The sequence below is a fragment of the Thalassomonas actiniarum genome (genome assembly GCF_000948975.2).
Classification (GTDB): domain Bacteria; phylum Pseudomonadota; class Gammaproteobacteria; order Enterobacterales; family Alteromonadaceae; genus Thalassomonas; species Thalassomonas actiniarum.
In genome coordinates, this window is record NZ_CP059735.1 from 5,814,365 (window position 1) to 5,834,719 (window position 20,355).

16 protein-coding genes are annotated in these 20,355 nt (G+C 47.8%); 5 read left to right on the forward strand and 11 right to left on the reverse strand.

Annotated elements, in window-relative coordinates:
* Positions 1 to 128: 128 nt before the first annotated feature.
* Together SG35_RS25335 and SG35_RS25340 are read right to left on the reverse strand one after the other, a co-directional pair.
* Positions 129 to 2,612, reverse strand: coding sequence for an L-tyrosine/L-tryptophan isonitrile synthase family protein (locus SG35_RS25335; protein WP_053043095.1), 2,484 nt, complete (start codon positions 2,610 to 2,612; stop codon positions 129 to 131).
* Positions 2,605 to 3,594 (reverse strand): isocyanide synthase family protein, encoded by a 990-nt coding sequence (locus tag SG35_RS25340; protein WP_044833388.1) that lies wholly within the window; start codon positions 3,592 to 3,594, stop codon positions 2,605 to 2,607. The genes SG35_RS25335 and SG35_RS25340 overlap by 8 nt, the downstream gene beginning before the upstream one ends.
* 699 nt (positions 3,595 to 4,293) lie before the next feature.
* Between SG35_RS25340 and SG35_RS25345 the strand changes: the two genes are divergently transcribed.
* Both SG35_RS25345 and SG35_RS25350 read left to right on the forward strand, forming a co-directional pair.
* Positions 4,294 to 4,599: an EF-hand domain-containing protein gene (locus SG35_RS25345; RefSeq protein WP_044833389.1), complete on the forward strand. Its 306-nt coding sequence runs from the start codon at positions 4,294 to 4,296 to the stop codon at positions 4,597 to 4,599.
* A gap of 87 nt (positions 4,600 to 4,686) precedes the next feature.
* Positions 4,687 to 4,980 carry a hypothetical protein gene (locus SG35_RS25350; protein WP_044833390.1) on the forward strand — a complete coding sequence of 98 codons (294 nt, stop codon included), beginning with the start codon at positions 4,687 to 4,689 and terminating at the stop codon, positions 4,978 to 4,980.
* A 27-nt stretch (positions 4,981 to 5,007) separates the two neighbouring features.
* Here the strand turns inward: SG35_RS25350 and SG35_RS25355 are convergent, their stop codons facing one another.
* From SG35_RS25355 to SG35_RS25395, 9 genes are all read right to left on the reverse strand, one after another.
* Positions 5,008 to 5,382 carry a hypothetical protein gene (locus tag SG35_RS25355; protein ID WP_044833391.1) on the reverse strand — a complete coding sequence of 125 codons (375 nt, stop codon included), beginning with the start codon at positions 5,380 to 5,382 and terminating at the stop codon, positions 5,008 to 5,010.
* Positions 5,383 to 5,489: 107 nt separating this feature from the next.
* Complete coding sequence (locus SG35_RS25360) at positions 5,490 to 8,192, reverse strand: LamG-like jellyroll fold domain-containing protein (protein ID WP_044833392.1); 2,703 nt, start codon at positions 8,190 to 8,192, stop codon at positions 5,490 to 5,492.
* A gap of 181 nt (positions 8,193 to 8,373) precedes the next feature.
* Positions 8,374 to 8,679: an Mpo1-like protein gene (locus tag SG35_RS25365; RefSeq protein WP_044833393.1), complete on the reverse strand. Its 306-nt coding sequence runs from the start codon at positions 8,677 to 8,679 to the stop codon at positions 8,374 to 8,376.
* A gap of 67 nt (positions 8,680 to 8,746) precedes the next feature.
* Positions 8,747 to 9,154, reverse strand: a complete 408-nt coding sequence (locus SG35_RS25370) for a GFA family protein (protein WP_044833394.1) — start codon at positions 9,152 to 9,154, stop codon at positions 8,747 to 8,749.
* Between the two features lie 17 nt (positions 9,155 to 9,171).
* Positions 9,172 to 9,639, reverse strand: coding sequence for a GNAT family N-acetyltransferase (locus tag SG35_RS25375; RefSeq protein ID WP_201777804.1), 468 nt, complete (start codon positions 9,637 to 9,639; stop codon positions 9,172 to 9,174).
* A 209-nt stretch (positions 9,640 to 9,848) separates the two neighbouring features.
* A complete protein-coding gene (locus SG35_RS25380) occupies positions 9,849 to 11,072 on the reverse strand; it encodes an alpha-xenorhabdolysin family binary toxin subunit A (RefSeq protein WP_044833396.1) in 1,224 nt (407 codons plus the stop codon).
* Between the two features lie 276 nt (positions 11,073 to 11,348).
* Positions 11,349 to 13,721, reverse strand: a complete 2,373-nt coding sequence (locus SG35_RS25385) for a hypothetical protein (RefSeq protein WP_044833397.1) — start codon at positions 13,719 to 13,721, stop codon at positions 11,349 to 11,351.
* 362 nt (positions 13,722 to 14,083) lie between these two features.
* Positions 14,084 to 15,316: an alpha-xenorhabdolysin family binary toxin subunit A gene (locus SG35_RS25390; protein WP_044833398.1), complete on the reverse strand. Its 1,233-nt coding sequence runs from the start codon at positions 15,314 to 15,316 to the stop codon at positions 14,084 to 14,086.
* A gap of 517 nt (positions 15,317 to 15,833) precedes the next feature.
* Positions 15,834 to 16,745 (reverse strand): LysR family transcriptional regulator, encoded by a 912-nt coding sequence (locus SG35_RS25395; protein ID WP_044833399.1) that lies wholly within the window; start codon positions 16,743 to 16,745, stop codon positions 15,834 to 15,836.
* A gap of 432 nt (positions 16,746 to 17,177) precedes the next feature.
* Here SG35_RS25395 and SG35_RS25400 point away from each other — a divergent pair, with 432 nt between their 5' ends.
* From SG35_RS25400 to SG35_RS25410, 3 genes are read left to right on the forward strand one after another with little or no spacing between them, the layout of a single operon-like run.
* Positions 17,178 to 19,355 (forward strand): LruC domain-containing protein, encoded by a 2,178-nt coding sequence (locus SG35_RS25400; protein WP_236702612.1) that lies wholly within the window; start codon positions 17,178 to 17,180, stop codon positions 19,353 to 19,355.
* 21 nt (positions 19,356 to 19,376) lie between these two features.
* The gene (locus tag SG35_RS25405) at positions 19,377 to 19,889 is read left to right on the forward strand and encodes a hypothetical protein (protein WP_044833400.1); all 513 of its coding nucleotides are present in this window, start codon (positions 19,377 to 19,379) and stop codon (positions 19,887 to 19,889) included.
* A gap of 56 nt (positions 19,890 to 19,945) precedes the next feature.
* Positions 19,946 to 20,344, forward strand: coding sequence for a hypothetical protein (locus SG35_RS25410; protein WP_152646651.1), 399 nt, complete (start codon positions 19,946 to 19,948; stop codon positions 20,342 to 20,344).
* Positions 20,345 to 20,355 lie beyond the last annotated feature (11 nt).

Sequence of the window (20,355 nt, forward strand, 5' to 3'; positions counted from 1 at the left end):
CTGGCGGGGTCCATCCGACCCCGCCAGGATAAAGATTGCCCGGCATCCCCTGGTCCGCTTCGTCTTGAAGCTGCGGGCGACAGACTTGCCGCTGTCAAAAAGGGGCGGGAAAAGCCTCCGGCTAATTATCAACTAAAACACTGTACCCGCCACAGCTCTCGCGACATAGATTTTTCCGTCATCGCCAGGCGGCCGTGCAGAGTATAATAATTATCGATTATCACCAGATCTCCCGCCTGCCACTCATGCGCCACCAGACAACGTTCATCATAGGCGATGGCATTGACATCACAGATCAAACCATCCAATGCCTGCCCGGACAAAGTGTCAGAGCTTAACAGGAACTGTTGCAGTTCCAACTCGCTGCCTTCCTGATAGCGGAAAATATCTTCACCGGTTTTCGGATGTTCGAAAACCAGGGGATAAGCACGCGGTACGCCGCCAAAATACGTCATCTTAGTTTGATAAGTAATATCCGTTGCCCGCCAGCGTTTCACCTTCTCCTGCCCGGCAATTTTTAATGCCATGCGGCTGTCCACCAAAGTGGTTTGCCCTTCTCCGGCGGCCGGCGGCGTTTTGCAGTAAAGCATAAAAGTACTGGCGGCAAACCTGGGATTTTGTTCGACATGTTTGTCACCGGCGGGCAGCATGCTCAAATCCCAGTGCAAGGGGGTTTTTTCGATGGAGTGGACAAAACCGTCGGGCTTTTCCTTAGGTTTGACCACATGCACAGATCCAAACTCCCACTGATAAATCTCCCCGAAATCCTGGCAGAAGCTTATCAGCTCATCCTGCTGCTCAAACCCGGCCCCGGCTAATACCACAAAACCGAATTCTTCACTGAGCTGCTGCAGAAAATCGGCGGAAAATATCTCATAGCCCTTGCCCTCGGGCGCCGATATTTTTAAACCGAATTTTGGCCCCTTGATCACCTGGTAGCGATAGCGGGAAAACTCACTTGAAGGCACTTCCAGGTAAAGCCAGTTGTGCTGCTGCAAAGTCACCTTAGCCAACAGCTTTTCTTTTGCCAGCGAATGGGGCAGCTGCATATATTGGCCGCTGAGCAAACGCACCGGCACCGTATGCCAGGGAGAAATACTCTTTTGCTGATGGTCCGTCAAGGCGAAGGTATACTTAGGCCCGGCATTATCGTATTGATGGACAGACAAGCGGATATGCCGGGGAAAAGCCTGCTCTATGCCATAACTGAGCGCCCGGCCGCGATACATCATTTGATAGGCTTTTTCGCTGATGGACTCAAGATAACTGTCCCTGTCTCCTTCGCTAAAACGCTCCAAATGGATGTCGTGGTAGAGATAACTGCAGAGCTTGTCATGCACCCTGGCCTGCTCGCTGTCGCCTTTGACTTTATTGACAAACTTTTCAAAGGCACGCGGACCGGAAGCCACCAGGTTCACCAGGGCTTTTCTTTTTGCCGGGCTGCTCAGGGCGGCGGCATTATTTTTACTGCTTTCCAGCAGGGAAGACAAATCCGCCCAGGCGATGTTTTCCGTGACCGTCAGTGAGCACAGTGCCGATTTATAGGCTTCTTTGTTTTCTTCCGCTACGCAAACAATATCGGAAAAGGTGGTGCCGTCACTTAAGATGGTTACCCGGCTGCCCCGGGGATAAATTTCATTGAGACGAAGACAAAACTCATCCAGGCGTTGTATTGCCCGCACTTCACCATAATCCGGCATAGTCGAGAAGCTTTTATCAACATCATTGGGAGATTTGCACGGAAAGCCCGGCAGGATAAATTCAAGCGGCAAATCTTGTTCGATAAAAAATTTAAGCTGGCTTAACAGCAAAGCATCTCCCTGGCCGATAAATTTATCTTCCTCATCGGCGACCAGATAACTTTGGATCACCGGGAGCAATTGTGCTGCTATCGCCGATTTATCAAACCCGGCTTTGTCCTTAGATAATAATGTCATGCTTGTTCCTTGTTGCTCTTCTCCTGCCTGCGCCAGCGGCAGCAGCTGTGATATTTCTGAGATGGTAAAATCAGCCGCCTGTTCATCCGGGCTGGTGGCGACAGCGCTAAGCTCACCATAACCCCAGCGGACATACACAGACGGGATACCGGCAGATTGCGCCGTTTTCATATCTGTGATGGTGTCTCCGACATACAGGCACTGTTCCGCCTTAGTGCCGATTTGTGCCAAAGCGGTAAAAACCATTTGCGGATGGGGCTTTTTCGGTATGCCTTCAACCACTCCCTGCACCGCATGAAAATGGACATCCGGAAACAGGCGCTTTAGCAAAAAAATAGCCTGCTGATGATGCTTATTAGTCACCACAGCCAATTTGATCCCGGCTTGTTGCAAGTGCCGTAAAGCATCATGTATACCCGGGTAGGGACGGGTTTCAACCAGGGAATGCTGCTCATACTCCATCAGGTAATGGGCAAATATCTTTTGCTTATCCCACTCCTGCGGTACCAGGGTCTCCACCATGTTTTTCGAGCCGCCGCCGACAAGCTTGCGGTAAACGGATAAAGGCTGAGGTTTAAGATCAAACGACTCAAAGGTACGGTTCATGGCATTGGCAATATCCGCCAGGGTATCAATCAGGGTGCCGTCGAGGTCAAAAACAATAGTATTAACCATGACGCACTTCTCCCATACCCTGAGTTAACTCCTGATAGTGACAGGGTTTGCCGCCGTTAAAAATTAACCTGTGACGGTTTTCATCTATCTGACTGCGTTTTTGCAGTTGTATTTGCCGGTTTTTCATCACCGCAACCGAATGCCAGGGGGTACGCCAGCCGTCATCGGCATCCGCCATACTGATACCTATTTTCGCCGACACCCGGTACTGGGGATGGATAGACAGGCGCAGTGCATTCGGGAAAAACTCGGCCAGCAATTCCCCCCAGGCATTACTGCGCTGTATCACCCTGACAGAGATGCTTTTCGCCTGTTTCTGGATTTGGGTTTTGCTGTGCCGGCTAAATTCGGCAAGCCCGGCAAAATCTTCCGACAAAAAGCGGGTAATGCCCTGATACATGGACAAGCTTTCTTTTTCGCTTTTACAACGGGCACTTAGCTTGATCAGCGACTCGCCGTAACACACCATCAGCTCTTCCCGCATCGAGTCCAGACAAGTCAGCTGGGGAAAGGCATCCTTGATATCAAAAAACTCAAAATACCCCGGATAATGCCGCTGATAATAGTGAATAAGTTCCCGGGTATAAAGATCAACATCGGGATCAGGAATACGCACCAGATCCGAAAACACATAACCGTCTGAACAGATCAATATTTTCGCCCCCGGCGGGTATACCTGCTCTATCTCCCGGCACAGCCGGTAAAGGTTATCAATCGAGTGCTTTTCCGCCAGATCCGGTAATTTACTTAAGGTTTTATCCCGGTTGGGGGATTTTCCCGGATAGGCGGGCAACACCATAGTAATGGCTTGTTGCTGCGCCACCATCAGCCGGACCTTATCCAGATGCTGTTCCACTTCAGCCGGGGACAAGGCCGACAGTTTAAGGGATTCGGGTGAAGATAACTCTGCCTCAACCAGCTTTCTGCGTTTAAAAATGATCTCCAGGATCTTTACCGCAATATCTTCATCAATAGGTTTCATGATGTTAATCCTTTAATAGTAAATATTAGGGTACCTGGGCAGTAAGTAACCAAACACAAAATAAAGTCACATTGATGCCGTCACTTTATTGCGCATGCAGAAACTTAACCGGCCGGTGATATCAAGCTGAAAATAGCAAGGGGGGAATATCGGGCTGAACAGTGCTCAGGATTTTACTTATATAATATTTATGCTGAGCGTACTGTTCATATGACCACCAGGTGACTACCAAAATAGCGAACAGCAATGCCGGAAGAAAGGAGAGGAGAAAAGGTAATTTATAAAATTATTATTCGACTTCCTGTCAACTAAAGCGATCCCTATTCGCTAAAAACTTTTGACTTATACGATACATCATAATGTCACCGTATTGTCACATTGTATCATTTCTGATCAATTTTCGGCTAGTGCTTTTAACTTTTGACTTGGAACTTCCAAGCCAACAAATAAGTTAAAACAATAAATACAACGAGTTAATAATCATAAAAAAGAGCAAACGTCCGCTTTTTCATCATGCCTGCCAGTCAAAACGCCTTAGCGCCATAGCTGTAAAATCCATAAATAAGGCGAAAAACAGCTGCCCATATCATTTTCCTTATTGTTTGCACCTTTCTTGACGTTTTTTTGAAAATTTATCCAATAAGCTAAACATAAATCAAATGTACTCAAGTATTTTGAGTCATGCACAAGGAGAAGCTTATGTTTAAGCTCAGCAGTAAAGTTATTATTTGTTCCACCCTGACATTAGTCTCATCGCTTGCCTACAGCTATGCCCCGGATCAGTCTCAAAGCAATAAACGTCGGGGACCGCCCCCCTTTAGTCAGTTAGACTTAAACGGCGATCAGGCCATCACCCTGGAAGAATTCAAACAACACCCAATTCCCCGCGGCGATCATGAGACGGTTTTTGCAAACATAGACAGCAACGGCGATCAACAGATCAGCGAGCAGGAACACCTTGCCCATAAACCGCCATGCCCGCCAAAAAGAAACAGACAAGAATGATTATCTTAATACCGCCCCTACCCCGGACACCCGGGGTTAACTTAAAGCAACACATCTTTTGTCCGGCAGTAATCAGGAGATAAATCTATGGTGGATTCAAATAAATATACAGATCCTGCAACAACAACCCCGAAGGCACACCCGGCACTCACCGTAAACCAAGATTATTTAGCCGGTAAAAACCAACAAGCTTTTGACTTATATAAACTCAGCCAGGCCATTGCCGCTGAGATCATTACCACCTTAGCCGAAGCAGGTATAGCCCCGAAGCAGGAGCTGCAAGCCTTATTGGCGGCAACAGGTTTAGGTTTTGGCAGTTATCAGCCAGGCAAAGAACGGAAGCCGCTCACGATGTGCCATCATTGCACTCGCAAGGTTTGAAGATACTGACAATAGAACAAAAAGCAATTAAGGCTGTTCAGACAGCCATTTTTTGGCGGCATCAAGATCACGAAAAATTTTTGCCTTACTCTTAAGCAATTCTTCGGCCACGTATATTTGCACACAGTTACTCACTACTAGGGCAGTATGCTCACAGCCGTTATTTTCAAACCAGGTGTACAAGTCTTTAACCCTGTTTAAGACCGCCGGAGATCCCAGGGTTTCATCATCAAGTATTTCCAGCCGGTTCCAGCTCTGCAGTTGCCTGTTGATCACACTCTGTTGGGCTTCATGAAAAATAGCTTCTATGCCCTCCTCGTTAAATGGCCCATACGCCCTGAGCACCAGGAGGTTTGCTTGCCAGTTTAAGGTAACAACCCCATGCTTTTTCATCTCTTTCATTAAAATAAAGCCATCGCTGAGTCAGATAAAAGTTTACCTGTCTGTCATCAAGGATAGCATTATTCAGTGATTTCAGGCTTAAACCCACCAAGCAATAAGCGCGTCAGCTAAAACGGAGATTCTGCCCGAAACTGCCGGCCGATTTCATCCGCCGATAAGCTTTGCTGATAGAATTTAAATTCATCCAATAAACCCGAAAAATAGCTTGAAGCAGAGCGCCACTGGCCGACACCAAGACGAAACTCCTGTGAGGTATTAAAAAAGAACTCGGTACTGTCCGGGAAATGGTATTGATAACGCGCTTCACCATTTAAATAGACGGTAGCAAGCCGCTCCGCCCGGTTAAAGGTTAATGCCAGGTGAGCCCATTCCTGCTGTTGCAGGCGAATGCCCGGGTGAATATGTTTTGCATTGAGGTAAAATAACACTTCACCATTTTCCCCTAAGGTTAACGACACATCTCCCTTGCGGTTTAAGCGCGGACGACCAAAGGCTTCACCTCCGGTGCTAAAGTCGCTTGCTTTGAGCCAAAACATCAGGCTGAACTCCCCGGTGGTATCTATGTTAGCCATAGGATCGGGGATCACTATTTCATCACTGAGTTCATCAAAGACAACCGCCTGGCCGACAACCCCTTCGACTAAATCGATATTACCCTTAGCCTCGGCAAAAACCTTAGCCATCACATCCATAGCCGGGTTTGTAGCATTATCAAAATTCAGATGAAATAACGGGGTAGTAAAATAATCTGCATCACCATCTCCCGGTAAATGGCTGCCGTTATCCCCTTCGAAGCTAAGTCCGGTGCAATCCGATACATTATGCTCTGCCTGATAAGCCACATCAGGGACAATCGCATCAACAAAGTTTACCGGGCCCGGGGCACATACCTGATTGTTGCTAATTTCAGCACCGTCACTGTCCTCACCAAGCCTGACCAGAAACAGCGAACCATTGACCTCGACACGGTTATTGCCGACCCGGTTATTGCCGGCATGCCCTGGTTCATTCCGCCCTTTGGCAACACTGACGCCGACCCAGCTGGTGGTCGGGTATTTTTGTACCAGCCGGTTGTTTTCAACGACAGAATCGTGCCCGGAAAGCACAACCGCAACCTGGTTTTGACTGCCGCTGGCTTCAACCCGGTTATCGGTAAATAAAATATTATTGACCTGCTCACCGACTTTACTGGTACCCGGACCGAGATTAACAACAATGTCGGTGTCAGATTTAAACAGGTTTTCCCTGATCAAGACCCAGGCGGTGGGATAATTTTCGGCAGATTGTACCGGATTAACATCACAATCGTTGAGCACCAGGCAATCCCCCTGGTTATGAAGCTTCAGCGCATGTTTATTCGGCGAAGGCTGCGCAAAAACGTTATGGGCGATCACAGATTTAAACGCCAGCGGCACCCTAAGGGCATGCTCGGCCCGGCGGGTGGCGGCATCAGACATTTCAGTGCCCAGGATCATATGGCGATGCGCCGGTAAATAGACAATATTGCCACCGGTTTTACATTGAGGGTTTACCAGGCTTGCCAATACCTGTGCCTGGTAATCTTGCCACCGAGGCGTCCAGTCGGACTCGTCAAGGGCCGTCTGCCTGTCGCCGTTATGCCACTCGGGCAGCGCAGGCGATTCACAGCTTAAATCTTCAGGATCGTAAACCTCGGCATTACCGGCCCCTAGTTTTTCAAATTTGGAATTAAAAATACCAATCACATCATGGGGCACACGTTGCCCATAGGTACGGCCGATAACCGCGGTATCAAACTTTCCTATTTCAAGCTTGTTTAAGGTGACCTTGGTGGCACTACCATAAAGGTTAATCCCCCGGTTGGCATCTCCGCACACCCGGGTCATGGCAAGATCGGCTATCACGATATCGCTGCTGCCGTCTGCCAGGATCAGCAGGTCCGAATAAGACTCGGCCCCTAACATTTGCAACTGCGGCGCATTATCACAGCGCCCCTGGTTATTGAGGTTACAGGCACCAAAAGCCCCGAGGCGACTGCCGTTAAAATCACTCAAATATATTGAATTATAAAAGGTGAACGTTTCGCCACGATGAAAAAGCAGGCGTTTATTGCTGCCAATAAAAGGCGCGATCTGCTGCGCAGAAATTAAAACCTGCTGATGCGCTTGTGCTTCCAGCCGGCAATCCCATTGCTGCTGATAATCAAGGTACTCAAAAGTACTGTTGTGATCATAATCGAGGGCATATTCTTTATAGGGATTCCAGATCCGTTGCTGTTTGTCCATACTGCCGCGAAATTTTCCTGCGCTCAGCAAGTCAGCTATCTCACCGCCTGGCATTAACTGCACCTGCCGTGCATTTTCCGGGCAGCCGGAAAAGTCTCCCGCCAGAGAAAAACACACGGTATCTTCCCCGGCATAAACTTCATCGGCATCGCTGACCTCGATAGCCACAGATTTTACCACGGGCTCAAAAGCACCGTTTTTACTGGTGAGCTCAACACTGACCTGATAATGCCCCGGCGTTTCAAAAAGATGACCGGCAACAAAGCCAGCATCGCTGTTTTTGGATTGCTGGTTGGTGCTCCAGCGCTGGCCATTTTCATCACCAAAGTTCCAGGAATAATGAATATCGCGGATGGCATCAAGCGGCTGACCATTGAGGATAACCCCGGAAGCATCAAAATGAACCGCAAGCGGCGCCGGACCACTCACCTGGGAACTGATGAGCTCCACACGTTCAATGTCTGCGGCATAGGTTATAGGGATATCGGCAAGCATAAAGCAGGACAATAAGCTTAAGGCTACAAACGGATTAATACCAAACTTCATAAGACGATCCATCCTTGTATGGGGGTAAAATAAAAATTCTTTGCCAGAGAAGGGTTATGTTAGATAACACCTTTTCTCCGATTAACTGTCAGCCTATAAGTATCGACTAAAAAAGATCACAACTTAAACGCTGCACAAAACAGCTTCAACGAAAGCAGTCAGACAACAAGGAAAAATAACATCAGAAGGGAAGTTTTCTCAGCAAAATATCTTTAAACATGATCCAGTCGCCCAGCAGGCTATATAAGGGATAAGTGAAAGTGGCGGGTTTATTTTTCTCAAAGAAAAAGTGTCCTATCCAGGCAAAACCATAGCCAATGACAGGCAACAACCACAGCAATAACCAGCTGCCGCTAAAGACAATATAAGTCAGCAGCAGGAGAATCAGCAGGGAACCGAGAAAATGCAGCCGGCGGCAGACAAGGTTAGCGTGCTGGCTCAGATAAAACGGATAGAACTCGGCAAAACTCTTATATTGTTTACTCATCACATTTCCTGTCGTTTTCTGGACGCTTTAACTTAGCGGCCCGCTTTAGCTTCTTACCTCAGCAAAATTACTGCCTGCCCGGTTCAAATCCTTCATACCTGGGCAAGTCAGCATCAAGCTCGTCCCAGTTGGCCTTAGAGCCGATAAAATTATGGCTGCCGGACCTTTCCCTGATATCGGAATCAAAAATACCTAAACGCACCCGTACCCTGCCCGGGTCTTGCTCATTTGAACTATACACAGGCGAACCGCAAGCGGAGCAGAAATGACGGCAACGCCCCGGTTTAAAGGCAAAGCTGGTTAACAGCTCCTGCCCTTGCGTGATCTCAAAATCAGCGCGGTTGACAAAGCCATTGGTGGCGTAGGCAGTGCCGCTGGATTTTCGACAAAGCGAGCAATGGCAATGGATAATGTCGCTGATCTCGCCGTTCACCCGGATATTAACCGCACCGCAGAGGCATTTTCCCAAATACATAATAAAGCCTCCTGCCATTACGCCTGTCGGCGTTCATTGAGCGTTAAAAAATAGCCGAAAAAGCCGCTGGATTTTTGATAGCCTAAAGACCGATAGAGCTTTTGCGCCTGCAGGTTCGATTCGGCGGTTTCCAGGGCAATGCCTTTAGCATTTGTTGCTACAGCATGCTCCTTTGCCCGGTTGAGCAATAAGGTGCCGACACCTAAGCCCCTGGCCTGCTCCAAGACATAGAGATCATTAAGTACCCAGGTGCGCTGCGCCGATACCGAAGAAAAATTGGGATAGAGCTGGGTAAACCCCAGGTATTGGCCGCTTTCATCTTTAGCATAAAAGATCACAGATTCTTCATTGCCCAGGCGTTCACTGATAAATTGCTGCGCCAGCTCAGGATTACTTTGCTGCCGGTAGAATATCCGGTAGAGGTTAAATAAGTTAGCAATTTGTGCGACATCTTTTAAGCTTGCACGCTCAATTAATACTTCCACGACTGCTCCCGTTGTCATTGGCATCAGAGTTAATTTGCTTCGCCCTATAATGCTAAAGAAGTCCCCGGCTGTACATCAAAATTTATGACATTATCCCCGCCTGCTGCTTTAAAATAAATGAGCCACCGAGAAAGCAGGTGGCTCATATATCTTTTTATTTTGCTAACGGCACCGGCCGAAAACTTAGCATACTTCTGTCATCAAGCGGCTTAATCACTCACTGCAATATAGGCGTTTTCAACAAACTTGCTTGCTTTGACAGAAATTTGCTGCCATTGCGTTTGAATTTGACCCACCGAAGCCTGCGCGGTAATGCTGCCCACTAAGGCAATAGCATTGTCCAGACCATTAACCCCTTGGGTCGCAGTGATCGATTCCAAAATAGTATCAAAATCGCTATTAATTCCCTGCCAGTGCCCTTTTAATTTATTAATATGTAACACGGCGGTACGGATTTTATTTTCCAAATCAATAACACTTTGGTGGGACTTTTGGTAGGAAGCGTAAATATTTTCCTTATAGGTCAACTGTTGCTGCAAAACACTGATATCCGCCAATACCTGGTTGCGCTCCTTACGTGCTTTTTCGGCTTTATCGCCGTAAACACCGGCAACCGAGCCGGCGGCAATCAGGCCGAAAAAAGGTATCCAGGCATAACTGGCCGTCGTGGCCGCCACAGTAACGTAATGATCATAGTCGGCATTTAACTGCCTGACCCTGGCATTAAGTGTTGCTATTTGCGATTTAAGCGCACTGCCGTCATCTTGCAGGTATTCGCTGTGTGTGGTGCGTAACTGATCCAACTGGCCGCTTTGCCGGGCAATATCTGCGGCAAAACCCAGTAAGTCGCTTTCCGCTTTAGCCGTCTCTGCCTGGCGTGTCTGCGCTTCCGCCTGTAACATGGTAAGCAGGGCAACGGCGGTATTTCTTTGTGCCTCGCCAGCAATTGGATCATTTGCCTGAGCCGCCTCTTTCATCGCCATCAAACTGTCGATTAACGGCGCAATGATCAAGCGGTGAATGTCGGCATAATTACCCAATTTTAATGCCAGATTCACCACGGAAGGATATATGCTGCTGTTCCAGTCGTTTGCCGTTGCATGTATTAATTTATATTCATTGAGCAAGGCCTGGAAATTGCTGAAAGCAACGCTGGACGGGATAGCAAAGGCACTTACCATAGCAGATTGCGTGATCGGTAAACGCAGGGCTTCTTGTACATAAGCCTGAATGGTGTACCACTCTTGCTGATGTAATAAAAACTCATCCGTGTCCACATCCATAAACTGGCCGTTAGCTGCAATCACAGTATCATAATGTATCGGCTCTACGGTAATTTCCGCTTGTGCCGGGGACAAGATACTTGCACTGATCAAAGACAGTGCGAATGTTGAACGAATAAATTGATGACTTATCTTTTTTATTTTTTTCATTATTATGAGTCTTCCTGATCTCAACCTGCAAATACTTCTGTACCCTTAACAATACTCAAGCGAGTGTCCTGCTGAAAAAGCTGGCTTTCCCAGGAAAACAGGCGGATACAAACTCAGGTGCAGGCTGTTAATTATTTCAATAATGGATACCGGCAGGGAGCGCTTTTCCTGCAATATCTTTTGCTCTTTTTATGTAACTCACTCATGGCCGCAGCCAAGTGAAAACATTAACAACAGCCACCCGGCAAGCGCCGGGCGGCTGACATCGCGGTGGGCTTAATTCACTTTAGGAATAGCGTTGCCGGAAAACTCCAGGCGGATGCTTTCCACTTTACTCAGGTCAACCGTCATTGGCTCGCGCAATGCCAGTGACCAGGTCGAGAACGGCGTCGGCTCGAAGTAGGCGAATTCAAACTTATCGGCAATACTGCCGTCGGTAATAATACTGAATTGGGTATCTGCAACCTCACCGTTAGTTAACTGATAACCGAACAGGCGATATAAAGGATTGGCATTAAAAGTATATTTATTCCCCTGCCAGCGATCCTGATATTCGCCGTTACTGTTAATATCAATGAAGTAGTTAGTGCCGGTTGGTAATTCCTTACCTTGTAAAACCACCCGCACCGTATCCAGACGCACCCGGTCGAATAAGCTAAAGGCAGGATGATCCTGGCCAATATTCACACTCAGGGCGCCGTCGGCAGCAAAATCGGCTATTTGTTGCGCATCCGTTATTTCAATACTATTGATATAAAAGTCCTGCGGCGATGGCGAGAAACTGTTTAACGCCAACTCATATTCGTTATCCAGCGTTGCCAGGTCCAGCTTATAATCGAGATAGCTCTTATTCAGCGACGGCGTGACTTTACTGCGGGTCAGACCCCAGTAGTTAAATGCCGCCTCATAATTTGCCAGGGCGACAAACATAGGACGTTTCAAGCTGTTCAGGGCGCGATGGAAAGCCGTTTCCAGCTCTGCCAGCGCCGATTGATCGTTATCAATATCAGCGATCAGCGACTCAATACGGGCAACCCGGTTTTTATTGACTTCTGCGGCAATGAGCAACTCAACCAGGCGCGACTGCTCCTGGGCAAGATCTATCTGCACCGCATTGATCGACTTACCATAAACAATCAGTTTTTCCAGCTCGGCCAAATAAGGGCGTGCCTCATCTATGCCCAAGCTGCTGGCCCAGCTCAGCTGATCTTTCACATCGATCAACAGCACTTCCCAGGCATTATTGCTTTCATGCAAAGAAGGGATATTAAAGTTGAGATTTTCAAAGCTGGTGGCAATATCGTCATACTTAATATCGCGTTTAATGGTGTTGGTCAGGTCCGACACCCCTTTTACCGCACTGGTCACTTTTTCCAGCACATTGGCAACGGTTTTTATTTTGATCGACAGCTGGGTCAATTCTACCGCGGTATCGGGAATATCTGCCGCCAGGGCATTTAACCCTTCAACATTGCCGACAAAAACCCCGGCAACGGCGCCCCCCAATGATGCCACCGCGCCAAAAACCTCCAGCGCCACTTTCAGCTCCTGCTCTGTTTTCCAGTTTTCAAGGCCGACTAAAAAAGCAGAGCGGGTAGTGAAGACACTGACTTCCTGGGCAGTGAACTGCTCCTGAATTGCCGCTAACGATGTCTCCAGTTCGCTGATATTTTGCTGTGCCTGCTCGGCAATCGCCGCTTCCGCCACCATGGCATCATTGATATTGGCCAGCATCAGTTCGGCTTCGGCTTTACGTACCGCAACCTCTTTGCCCTGATCTGAAAAGCGTTCAAATTGTCCCTGATAGTCCTGCATGGTATCCAGGTAGCTGGCATAAGTAGACTGATACAGGTTACGGTCCAGATAAGGGACATAGTTGTCTCCACGGTTGGAGAACTCGACGAACTGCTTTAAGTTAGCCGCTTGCGTGTACAGGTTGGCGATAAACGGATTTTGCTCTAACACCACGGGAGAGGCGCGTAAGCTTTTCTCCACCCAGGTCAGCATGCTGATACTTAAAGCGGGGTTTTGATCATAAATAGAAGCCGCCATATCAAAGGCTTTTTCAAACACCTGCTGATGGCCTTCGACATTTTGCTGTAAGTAGCCGCTTAAGTCGCCGCTTACCGTTTGCTTTTGATGTTGCCCCGCCAGCACGGTAATTAACTCGCCGTTACCCAGCTCATGACCGCCGATATTGTCCAGGTTATAACTGCCGTCAGGGAAGAAAGCGATAGTGCTTAAACTGGCGCTCACTTCCTGGGCAAAAACCCCCACCAGTTCACTGCTGTTGGCGCCGCCATCAAGGGAGATGGTACCGCTGCCGCTGCCGATAATGCGTCGGGCATAAATAAATAATGACTGATTTTTCAGGTTAATAGCAAAGTTATCGGGAATTTCCACGGTATCGGCAACAATGACGATCGTTGCCGGTTTTTTAGCGCCGATTTGCGGATTAAACAGCGCCTCACTTAAGTTAACATAGAGATCCGCCGTCACCATAGACGAAGCACTTAAATGTTCCTTTTTAGCAAAGAACTTCTGGGGCAGGTTTGCCGGTTCGGTTAAACCATATAAGTCGGTCCAGTCGGTCGCCTGGGCCTGCATGCCTGATAATAATAAGGCGGTTGGTATCAATAATTTACGCATAAAACTTTCCTTGAACAGGCCAAAACAACAATCCGTTACCACACTTGCCGATAAGCGCTATTTATCATTAAGCGCTCAGCAACAGGCACCTGAAATACAACCGCGAAGATTAGTTACAAACTCCTGGGAGTGAGCAAAGAAAACTAAAACATAGCAGGAGCACAAATACCCGGCTTGGTACAAAGCAAACCCCGCCATGACTGAACAGGTGTCAACACGCCTTGTTTGCAGCAGGCAAGTAGGAGTAAACGGGCTATTGATCTGGCCAAAAAAATATACGTCAGTAGTCACTGACTCATTTACCTAAGCCGTAATGCCGCTGCAGTTTTGCATCCCGGTGCGGCTTAGGTATTCATCCTTAATTACAGCGCTTCGTCGCTAACCACTATGTAGGCATTTTGAGCAAACTTAGTCGCTTTAGCGGAGATTTCCTGCCATTCTGTTTGAATTTGCGCCACAGAGATTTGTGCGGTAATGCTGCCCACCAGGGCAATAGCATTTTCCAGACCGTTGGCGCCTTCGGTTGAACTGATCAGCTCTAACATGGTATCGAAATCGGCGTTAATGCCCTGCCAGTGACCCTTTAATTTATTGACATGGGGGATAGCGGCGCGCACTTTATTTTCTATGCCGATAATGCTTTTGTAGGACTCCTGGTAGGAGACATAAACATTTTCTTTATAGCTCAGCTCTTGCTCCAGCGCTTTGATGTCGTCTTTTAGCTGGTTGCGTTCTTTACGTGCTTTTTCCGCTTTATCGCCATAAACCCCGGCAACAGGAGCCGCGGCTAAAATTCCGTAAAAGGGCACCCAGGCATAAGTGACTGTAGTCGCGGCTATGGTGACGTACTTGTCATAGTCGGCATTTAGCTGGGCCACCCGGGTCTGGATCTCGGCAATCCGGCGTTTAAGGTCGCTGCCGTCATCAAGCAGGTATTCAGAATGGGTTGTACGCAGTTGATCCAACTGGCCGCTTTGCAGGGCAATATCGGCAGCAAAATTAAGTAGATCGGTTTCCGCCTTGGCGGTATCTTCCTGGCGGGCGACCGCATAAGACTTCAAGATATTCAATAAGGCGATTGCCGTTTGTCTTTGTACTTCGGCACCTGCCAGATCCTGGGTCAAAGCCGCCGTTTTCATCGCCACTAAGGCATCTAATAACGGGGCAATAAATAAACTGTGAGTATCGGCATAATTGCTGAGCTTCAATGCCAGACTCACCATGCTGGGGTAAATCGTCCGGTTCCAGGAATCTGCGGTGGTATTCACTTCCTGGTATTCTTCCAGTAACGCCTGGAAGTTAGTAAAAGGCACATCTGAGGGTATACCAAAGGCATTGATCATAGACGTTTCAGTAACGGGTAAACGTAATGCTTCTTCCACATAGGCCTGAATGGTGTACCACTCTTCCTGCTGTAATAAAAACTCGTCCGAACCCAGGTCGATAAACTGACTGTTAGCCCCGATCACGGTATCATAATGCACCGGGTCAACTGTGATTTCAGCCTGTACCTGAGATAAAATGCTGGCGCCGATAACCGACAGCGCGAATGTTGAACGAATTAACTTATGACTTATCCTTTGTATCTTTTTCATTATTATAACTTTTCCTGATTTTAGCCTGCAAAAACAACGGCATCCCTGTTAACGGCATGGCTCACGACGCCGTTAGCAGCATGTCTGTTCGAGCAATAAAATAATGGCCCAAACCGGCACGAAAATATCGGATGCAACCACTTATTGCAGGCTGTTTATAATTTCAAAAGTAACAACCGATGAGAAAACACTCCCATGGATATGCTTTTGATTCCTTTGTTTAACTCCCTGGTCATTCCTTGTGAAAACCACTCAAAATCATCCCTTTATTTTGAGCGCACCCTGACTGAATACGAGTAAAAACGTAGTTGAAAAAGTAAGGCGAAACCTGCCATATGCCGATATACCAATACATACAGGGATCGGGTTAATTGCTCACTTAATCAACGACGCAGCTATTATTAAAACCTTCGTAGGAAAAATAAACACCTGTGACGGAATAGCTAAAATTCGAAACGGGAATGATGAAAATATCTTCTTGTAAATTAATAACCTATATTGAAAAACACCGAAAAGCCTAATGATAAATTTGCTCAATAATCGATTTTTGCGACAAAATCTGCTGGTAATGCTCGATAAAACACCTCACTTTCAGTGGCACAAAATGATTCTGCGGATAGATAGCATGAATAGGAAACTCTAAAGGCTGGTAATCAGCCATAATCGCAACCAAACGCCCCTGCGCCAGCTCTTTATGTACCAGCCACTTAGGCAATACCGCAACCCCTAAGTCGCCGAGCGCACATTCACGGATCACATCCCCTGAGCTCGACTTCATCACGCCGTTAATGGCTGCGGTTATTTCTTTCCCCCGGTAGGTAAAGTGCCAATGATTAAACCCTTTGCGTTTACTGAATAACAGGCATTGATGATACTGCAAATCCTCAACTTTTTCGGGCATACCCCAGGTTTTGAGATAACCCGGACTTGCAACTATCACCCGCTGGCAGGCCGCAATTTTCCGGGCAATTAAGTTAGAATCTTCCAGTTTGCCGATACGTATGGCAACATCGAGCCCTTCGCTGATCATATCCACCTTATGCCCGATCAAGCTGACATCAAGATGAATATCCGGGTATTTCTTTTTAAAATCAGGCAAAAATGGCACGATATATAAGCGACCAAAACTATCCGGCAGGCTCACCCTTAAATTCCCCCTGGGTTGTAAACTAAATTCCTTTACCTGGGCCTCGGCGGTATCCAGCTCCTTTAATATTGACAGGCAATCACTGTAATATTGTGAACCGGCTTCCGTAAGCAGAATTTTTCTACAATTTCTGACAATCAGCTTAGTGCCCAAACTCGCTTCCAGCGCCGCCATCCTCTTACTGACGGAAGACTGGGTCATTTCCATATCTGCGGCAACAGCAGTAAAACTGCTCAGTTGCACAATACGCACAAAAACTTTCATTGATAAAAAACGGTCCATTGCTACTCCTGCTTATTCCATTAACATATACAGTATTCGGTATACCTTATATCCCTTATTACCGGTTATATAACACCATAAAGTCATCACAACAGTATACTTTTATATCACAAATTGATCACAACTTTGCCACCAGACACACCACAACAAGCATAAAGGGACTAGTGAGCCATCACTAACAACAACACTGTCAACAGCAAAAATCAATATAAAAGCGCAAACTTAAGCATGACAGCAAGCCTTACCGTCAGTTAACGCTTTCTTGAGCCCTGCCCACAGCCCGCGAAATGGCAATAATTGCAACCTGCAATGCAAGTTGCCATTTTACCGGAAAGCAAAGCCACAACCTCTACAAAAAAAACATAAAAACAAGAACTTAAGACTTGGCCCGCCATTTGAAAGACAAAACTATCCAATTTAAGGAGTATGGCTATGATGTATCGTTTGCTATTAATGCTGTTAACATTCATTATTATCACGACCGGGATAAGGGCGGCTCCCTTTAGCCATTGCCCCAGCAAAGCCTTTTTATTTCAAGGTAAGCCGGTGAGCAGTTACGGCGTAAACCTGGTTACCGGCAACTATGACCTGATAGAAGATAACCCCGGTATAAATGCCAATGTTAACGGCGTGGGGTTTAACGAAACGGACAGGTACCTCTACGGCTTTAATACCACCTACTTTCAGCTGGTGCGCCTGGGCAGCGACTTTCAAATTCAAACATTGAATCTGAGCGGTTTGCCTGCACAAACCACTTTTTATGTCGGTGATGTCGCCAACCATGTTTATTACCTGTACCGCAAAAATACCGGCTTTTATAAAGTAGACCTGAGTCCGTTAGACAGCGACAGCAATGCCCAGCTAACGGCCGAACTTATCACTGCACAAGCCGGGGTCAGGTTAACGGATTTCGCCTTTCATCCCAAAGACAAAAAACTCTACGGGGTAGATAACAGCAGCGGCGTCCTATACCAGTTTAACCCCGATAACGGCAGTACCCTGGCCATAGGCGATACCGGTGAAACCGGCACCTTTGGCGCAGTATACTTTGATGTTAACGGCTATTTTTACTTATCCCGCAATCAGGACGGGCAGATATACCGCATCAATTTATCAGCCTTAACTGAAAACACCAGCCCGGCAGAGCTGGCAGCTCTGGACGTTGCTGCGATAAAATTTGCCGACGGGCCAAGCTCCAATCAAAATGACGGCGCCCGCTGCGCCAGCGCCCCGTTAATCGATACCGATACCGAGTCTAATATCGATTTTGGCGATGCCCCCGCCAGTTATGGCACCACTTTGGCCGATAACGGCGCCCGACACTTGCTTGACGGAGAAACTTACCTCGGCCTGGCTGCCCCGGACGGCGATTATGACGGCTATACCGGCTCAGATTCCGACGACAGCAGCCTGGTCAATGGCCAAAGTTATGACGACGAAGACGGGGTTAATTTTGTTACCGCCCTGGAAACTGGTCTCGATGCCGTGGTGCGTGTCTATGCCGCCAATAACGGGGTTTTAAATGCCTGGTTTGACTGGAACCGTGACGGTGATTTTAACGATGAAAACGAACAAGCCTTTACCGATATCCGCTTAACCGCCGGTTTTAACAACCTTGCCTTACGGGTTCCCGACAATGCCATTGAGGGCGGCAGCTGGAGCCGGTTCAGATTCAGCCAGCAAACCGGCCTGAGCTACAGCGGCGGCAGCAGCAGCGGCGAAGTTGAAGATCACGCCATCAACATTTCCCGCCCGGATATCAGCTACCGCCATTATCCCGGGGAAAGCAGCTGGGTGACCCTGGCCTATGAAGACAAATGGCCGCAAACCGATGACTATGATATGAATGATGTGGTTTTTCGCTACCGCACCACAGAAGTGATCCGCGAAGGCCGGGTGATCAGAATCGATATTTCCGGCAAATTGCAGGCCCTGGGAGCCGAATACCACAGCGGTTTTGCAATACAGCTCCCCAACATTGCCAGCAGCAACGTCAACCCGGTAACCCTGCGCTTATTACACAACAACATCAAACAAGCATATAGCGGTACCAACGGCGCTGATACCTACGAAATACTCGAATCCGGCACCAGCAATGCGGTGATAGTGGTCAGCCAGGATCTCTGGCAGCATGCCAGCAGCATTTGCCGCTATTTTCGCAGTGAAATGGGCTGCAACCAGCCCGTGACCTTTGATTTTCAGGTCAGTGTGCCACTCATCACCCCAGTGCCCTTAAGCGAAATGCCGGCACCGCCCTACGACCCCTTTATTTTCGGGACACCGGGCCTCTACCACGGCGATATTTTCAGCTATCAACCGGGACGCGAACTGGAAATTCACCTGGCCGATCACCCTCCGACAGAAAAGTTTAACCCCGGTTATTTCGGCCTGGCCGACGATACCAGCGATGCAGCAAGCGGACGTTATTACCGCAATGCCAATAACCTGCCCTGGGCACTTGAAGTGGTTGAGCAGTGGCAATGGCCGAGCGAGCGAAAAACGATTTTGCAGGCCTATCCGCAATTCAGGCAATTTGCCGAATCAAAAGGGCGATCCGCGACCAGCTGGTTTGATAGCAGCCAATCGGACAGCCAGTACCTTTTTCATTAACAGTGCATCACAGGAGGTTTTATGAGTGTAATGAATATGACCGGCAGAGCCGGAGGAAAGTGGCCTTTAAAGCTGATTTTACCCTGCCTTTGGGCCTTAATGATCAGTGCCTGCGGTGGCGGCGGTGGCGATTCGGGCAGTGAGAGTAATGTGGCCCCGCCACCGGCCGATAACGTCATCATAGATCAGGAGGAAACCCCTGATCCTATCGCCGAATTAAAAAACCTGGTGATTGCCGATGATTTTAGCTTTACCACAAAAGAACAAGTCACCTTAACGGTGTCGCTTGACGAGTATGCCGGGCAAAGAGCTTATGTGTCTTTATATAGCGATTACCGGCTACTGCCCTCGGGGGAATATTATCCGATAGCCGACAGCCGGGTTGTCGCCGGTAATTTACAACAAGGGCAATTTCATCAGGTTTTTACCCATTTAAAACAGCAGCACAACTATCTGGCGGAAGTGTGGCTTTATGATCTGAGCCCACCACTGCAAAGGGAATTAATCCTGAATGAGAACACTTTAAGCTGGTGAGCTGGATAAAAAATAACAAGCAAATAATAACAAGTATAAAGTTTGGAAGTAGTTTTATGCGCCGAAACTACTTCAATTTTTTTGCTGCTTTATGCTTGCAATATCACTTTATTAATGGTGCCCAAAGCAACCGCTACCAGGATTTCCCAATCAGCCGAAATAGCAAAAACCTTACACTCGCAGCTAGCCTGCGTCTTACCCATAGCCAGCACGCTTGCCCGTGCGCTCAGGGTTTCCCCCAAAGCCGGCCTGACATAAAATACCTTCAAGACAGTTTTGTATTGTATCAGCACCCGTTTTCACTTCAAAAACCTGTGTTTTTAACTGGCTCACCTGATATACCCATCGGGAAAACAAGAATATTACAGAGTAAATTCCAGCCATTAAGTTCAGCAAACGGGGCAATCTTCACCCCTTTATTGATTTACTTCAAAGCCACTGCAAATGGCATTTGATCGTATCCACC

What these genes read in the sequence shown, in the direction of transcription:
- SG35_RS25380 (WP_044833396.1), bottom strand. Translation starts at nt 11,072, where the DNA reads ATGAAAAAAATAAAAAAGATAAGTCATCAATTTATTCGTTCAACATTC.
- SG35_RS25400 (WP_236702612.1), top strand. Translation starts at nt 17,178, where the DNA reads ATGATGTATCGTTTGCTATTAATGCTGTTAACATTCATTATTATCACG.
- SG35_RS25395 (WP_044833399.1), bottom strand. Translation starts at nt 16,745, where the DNA reads ATGGACCGTTTTTTATCAATGAAAGTTTTTGTGCGTATTGTGCAACTG.
- SG35_RS25350 (WP_044833390.1), top strand. Translation starts at nt 4,687, where the DNA reads ATGGTGGATTCAAATAAATATACAGATCCTGCAACAACAACCCCGAAG.
- SG35_RS25345 (WP_044833389.1), top strand. Translation starts at nt 4,294, where the DNA reads ATGTTTAAGCTCAGCAGTAAAGTTATTATTTGTTCCACCCTGACATTA.
- SG35_RS25390 (WP_044833398.1), bottom strand. Translation starts at nt 15,316, where the DNA reads ATGAAAAAGATACAAAGGATAAGTCATAAGTTAATTCGTTCAACATTC.
- SG35_RS25365 (WP_044833393.1), bottom strand. Translation starts at nt 8,679, where the DNA reads ATGAGTAAACAATATAAGAGTTTTGCCGAGTTCTATCCGTTTTATCTG.
- SG35_RS25335 (WP_053043095.1), bottom strand. Translation starts at nt 2,612, where the DNA reads ATGGTTAATACTATTGTTTTTGACCTCGACGGCACCCTGATTGATACC.
- SG35_RS25370 (WP_044833394.1), bottom strand. Translation starts at nt 9,154, where the DNA reads ATGTATTTGGGAAAATGCCTCTGCGGTGCGGTTAATATCCGGGTGAAC.
- SG35_RS25355 (WP_044833391.1), bottom strand. Translation starts at nt 5,382, where the DNA reads ATGAAAGAGATGAAAAAGCATGGGGTTGTTACCTTAAACTGGCAAGCA.
- SG35_RS25360 (WP_044833392.1), bottom strand. Translation starts at nt 8,192, where the DNA reads ATGAAGTTTGGTATTAATCCGTTTGTAGCCTTAAGCTTATTGTCCTGC.
- SG35_RS25340 (WP_044833388.1), bottom strand. Translation starts at nt 3,594, where the DNA reads ATGAAACCTATTGATGAAGATATTGCGGTAAAGATCCTGGAGATCATT.
- SG35_RS25410 (WP_152646651.1), top strand. Translation starts at nt 19,946, where the DNA reads ATGCGCCGAAACTACTTCAATTTTTTTGCTGCTTTATGCTTGCAATAT.
- SG35_RS25405 (WP_044833400.1), top strand. Translation starts at nt 19,377, where the DNA reads ATGAGTGTAATGAATATGACCGGCAGAGCCGGAGGAAAGTGGCCTTTA.
- SG35_RS25385 (WP_044833397.1), bottom strand. Translation starts at nt 13,721, where the DNA reads ATGCGTAAATTATTGATACCAACCGCCTTATTATTATCAGGCATGCAG.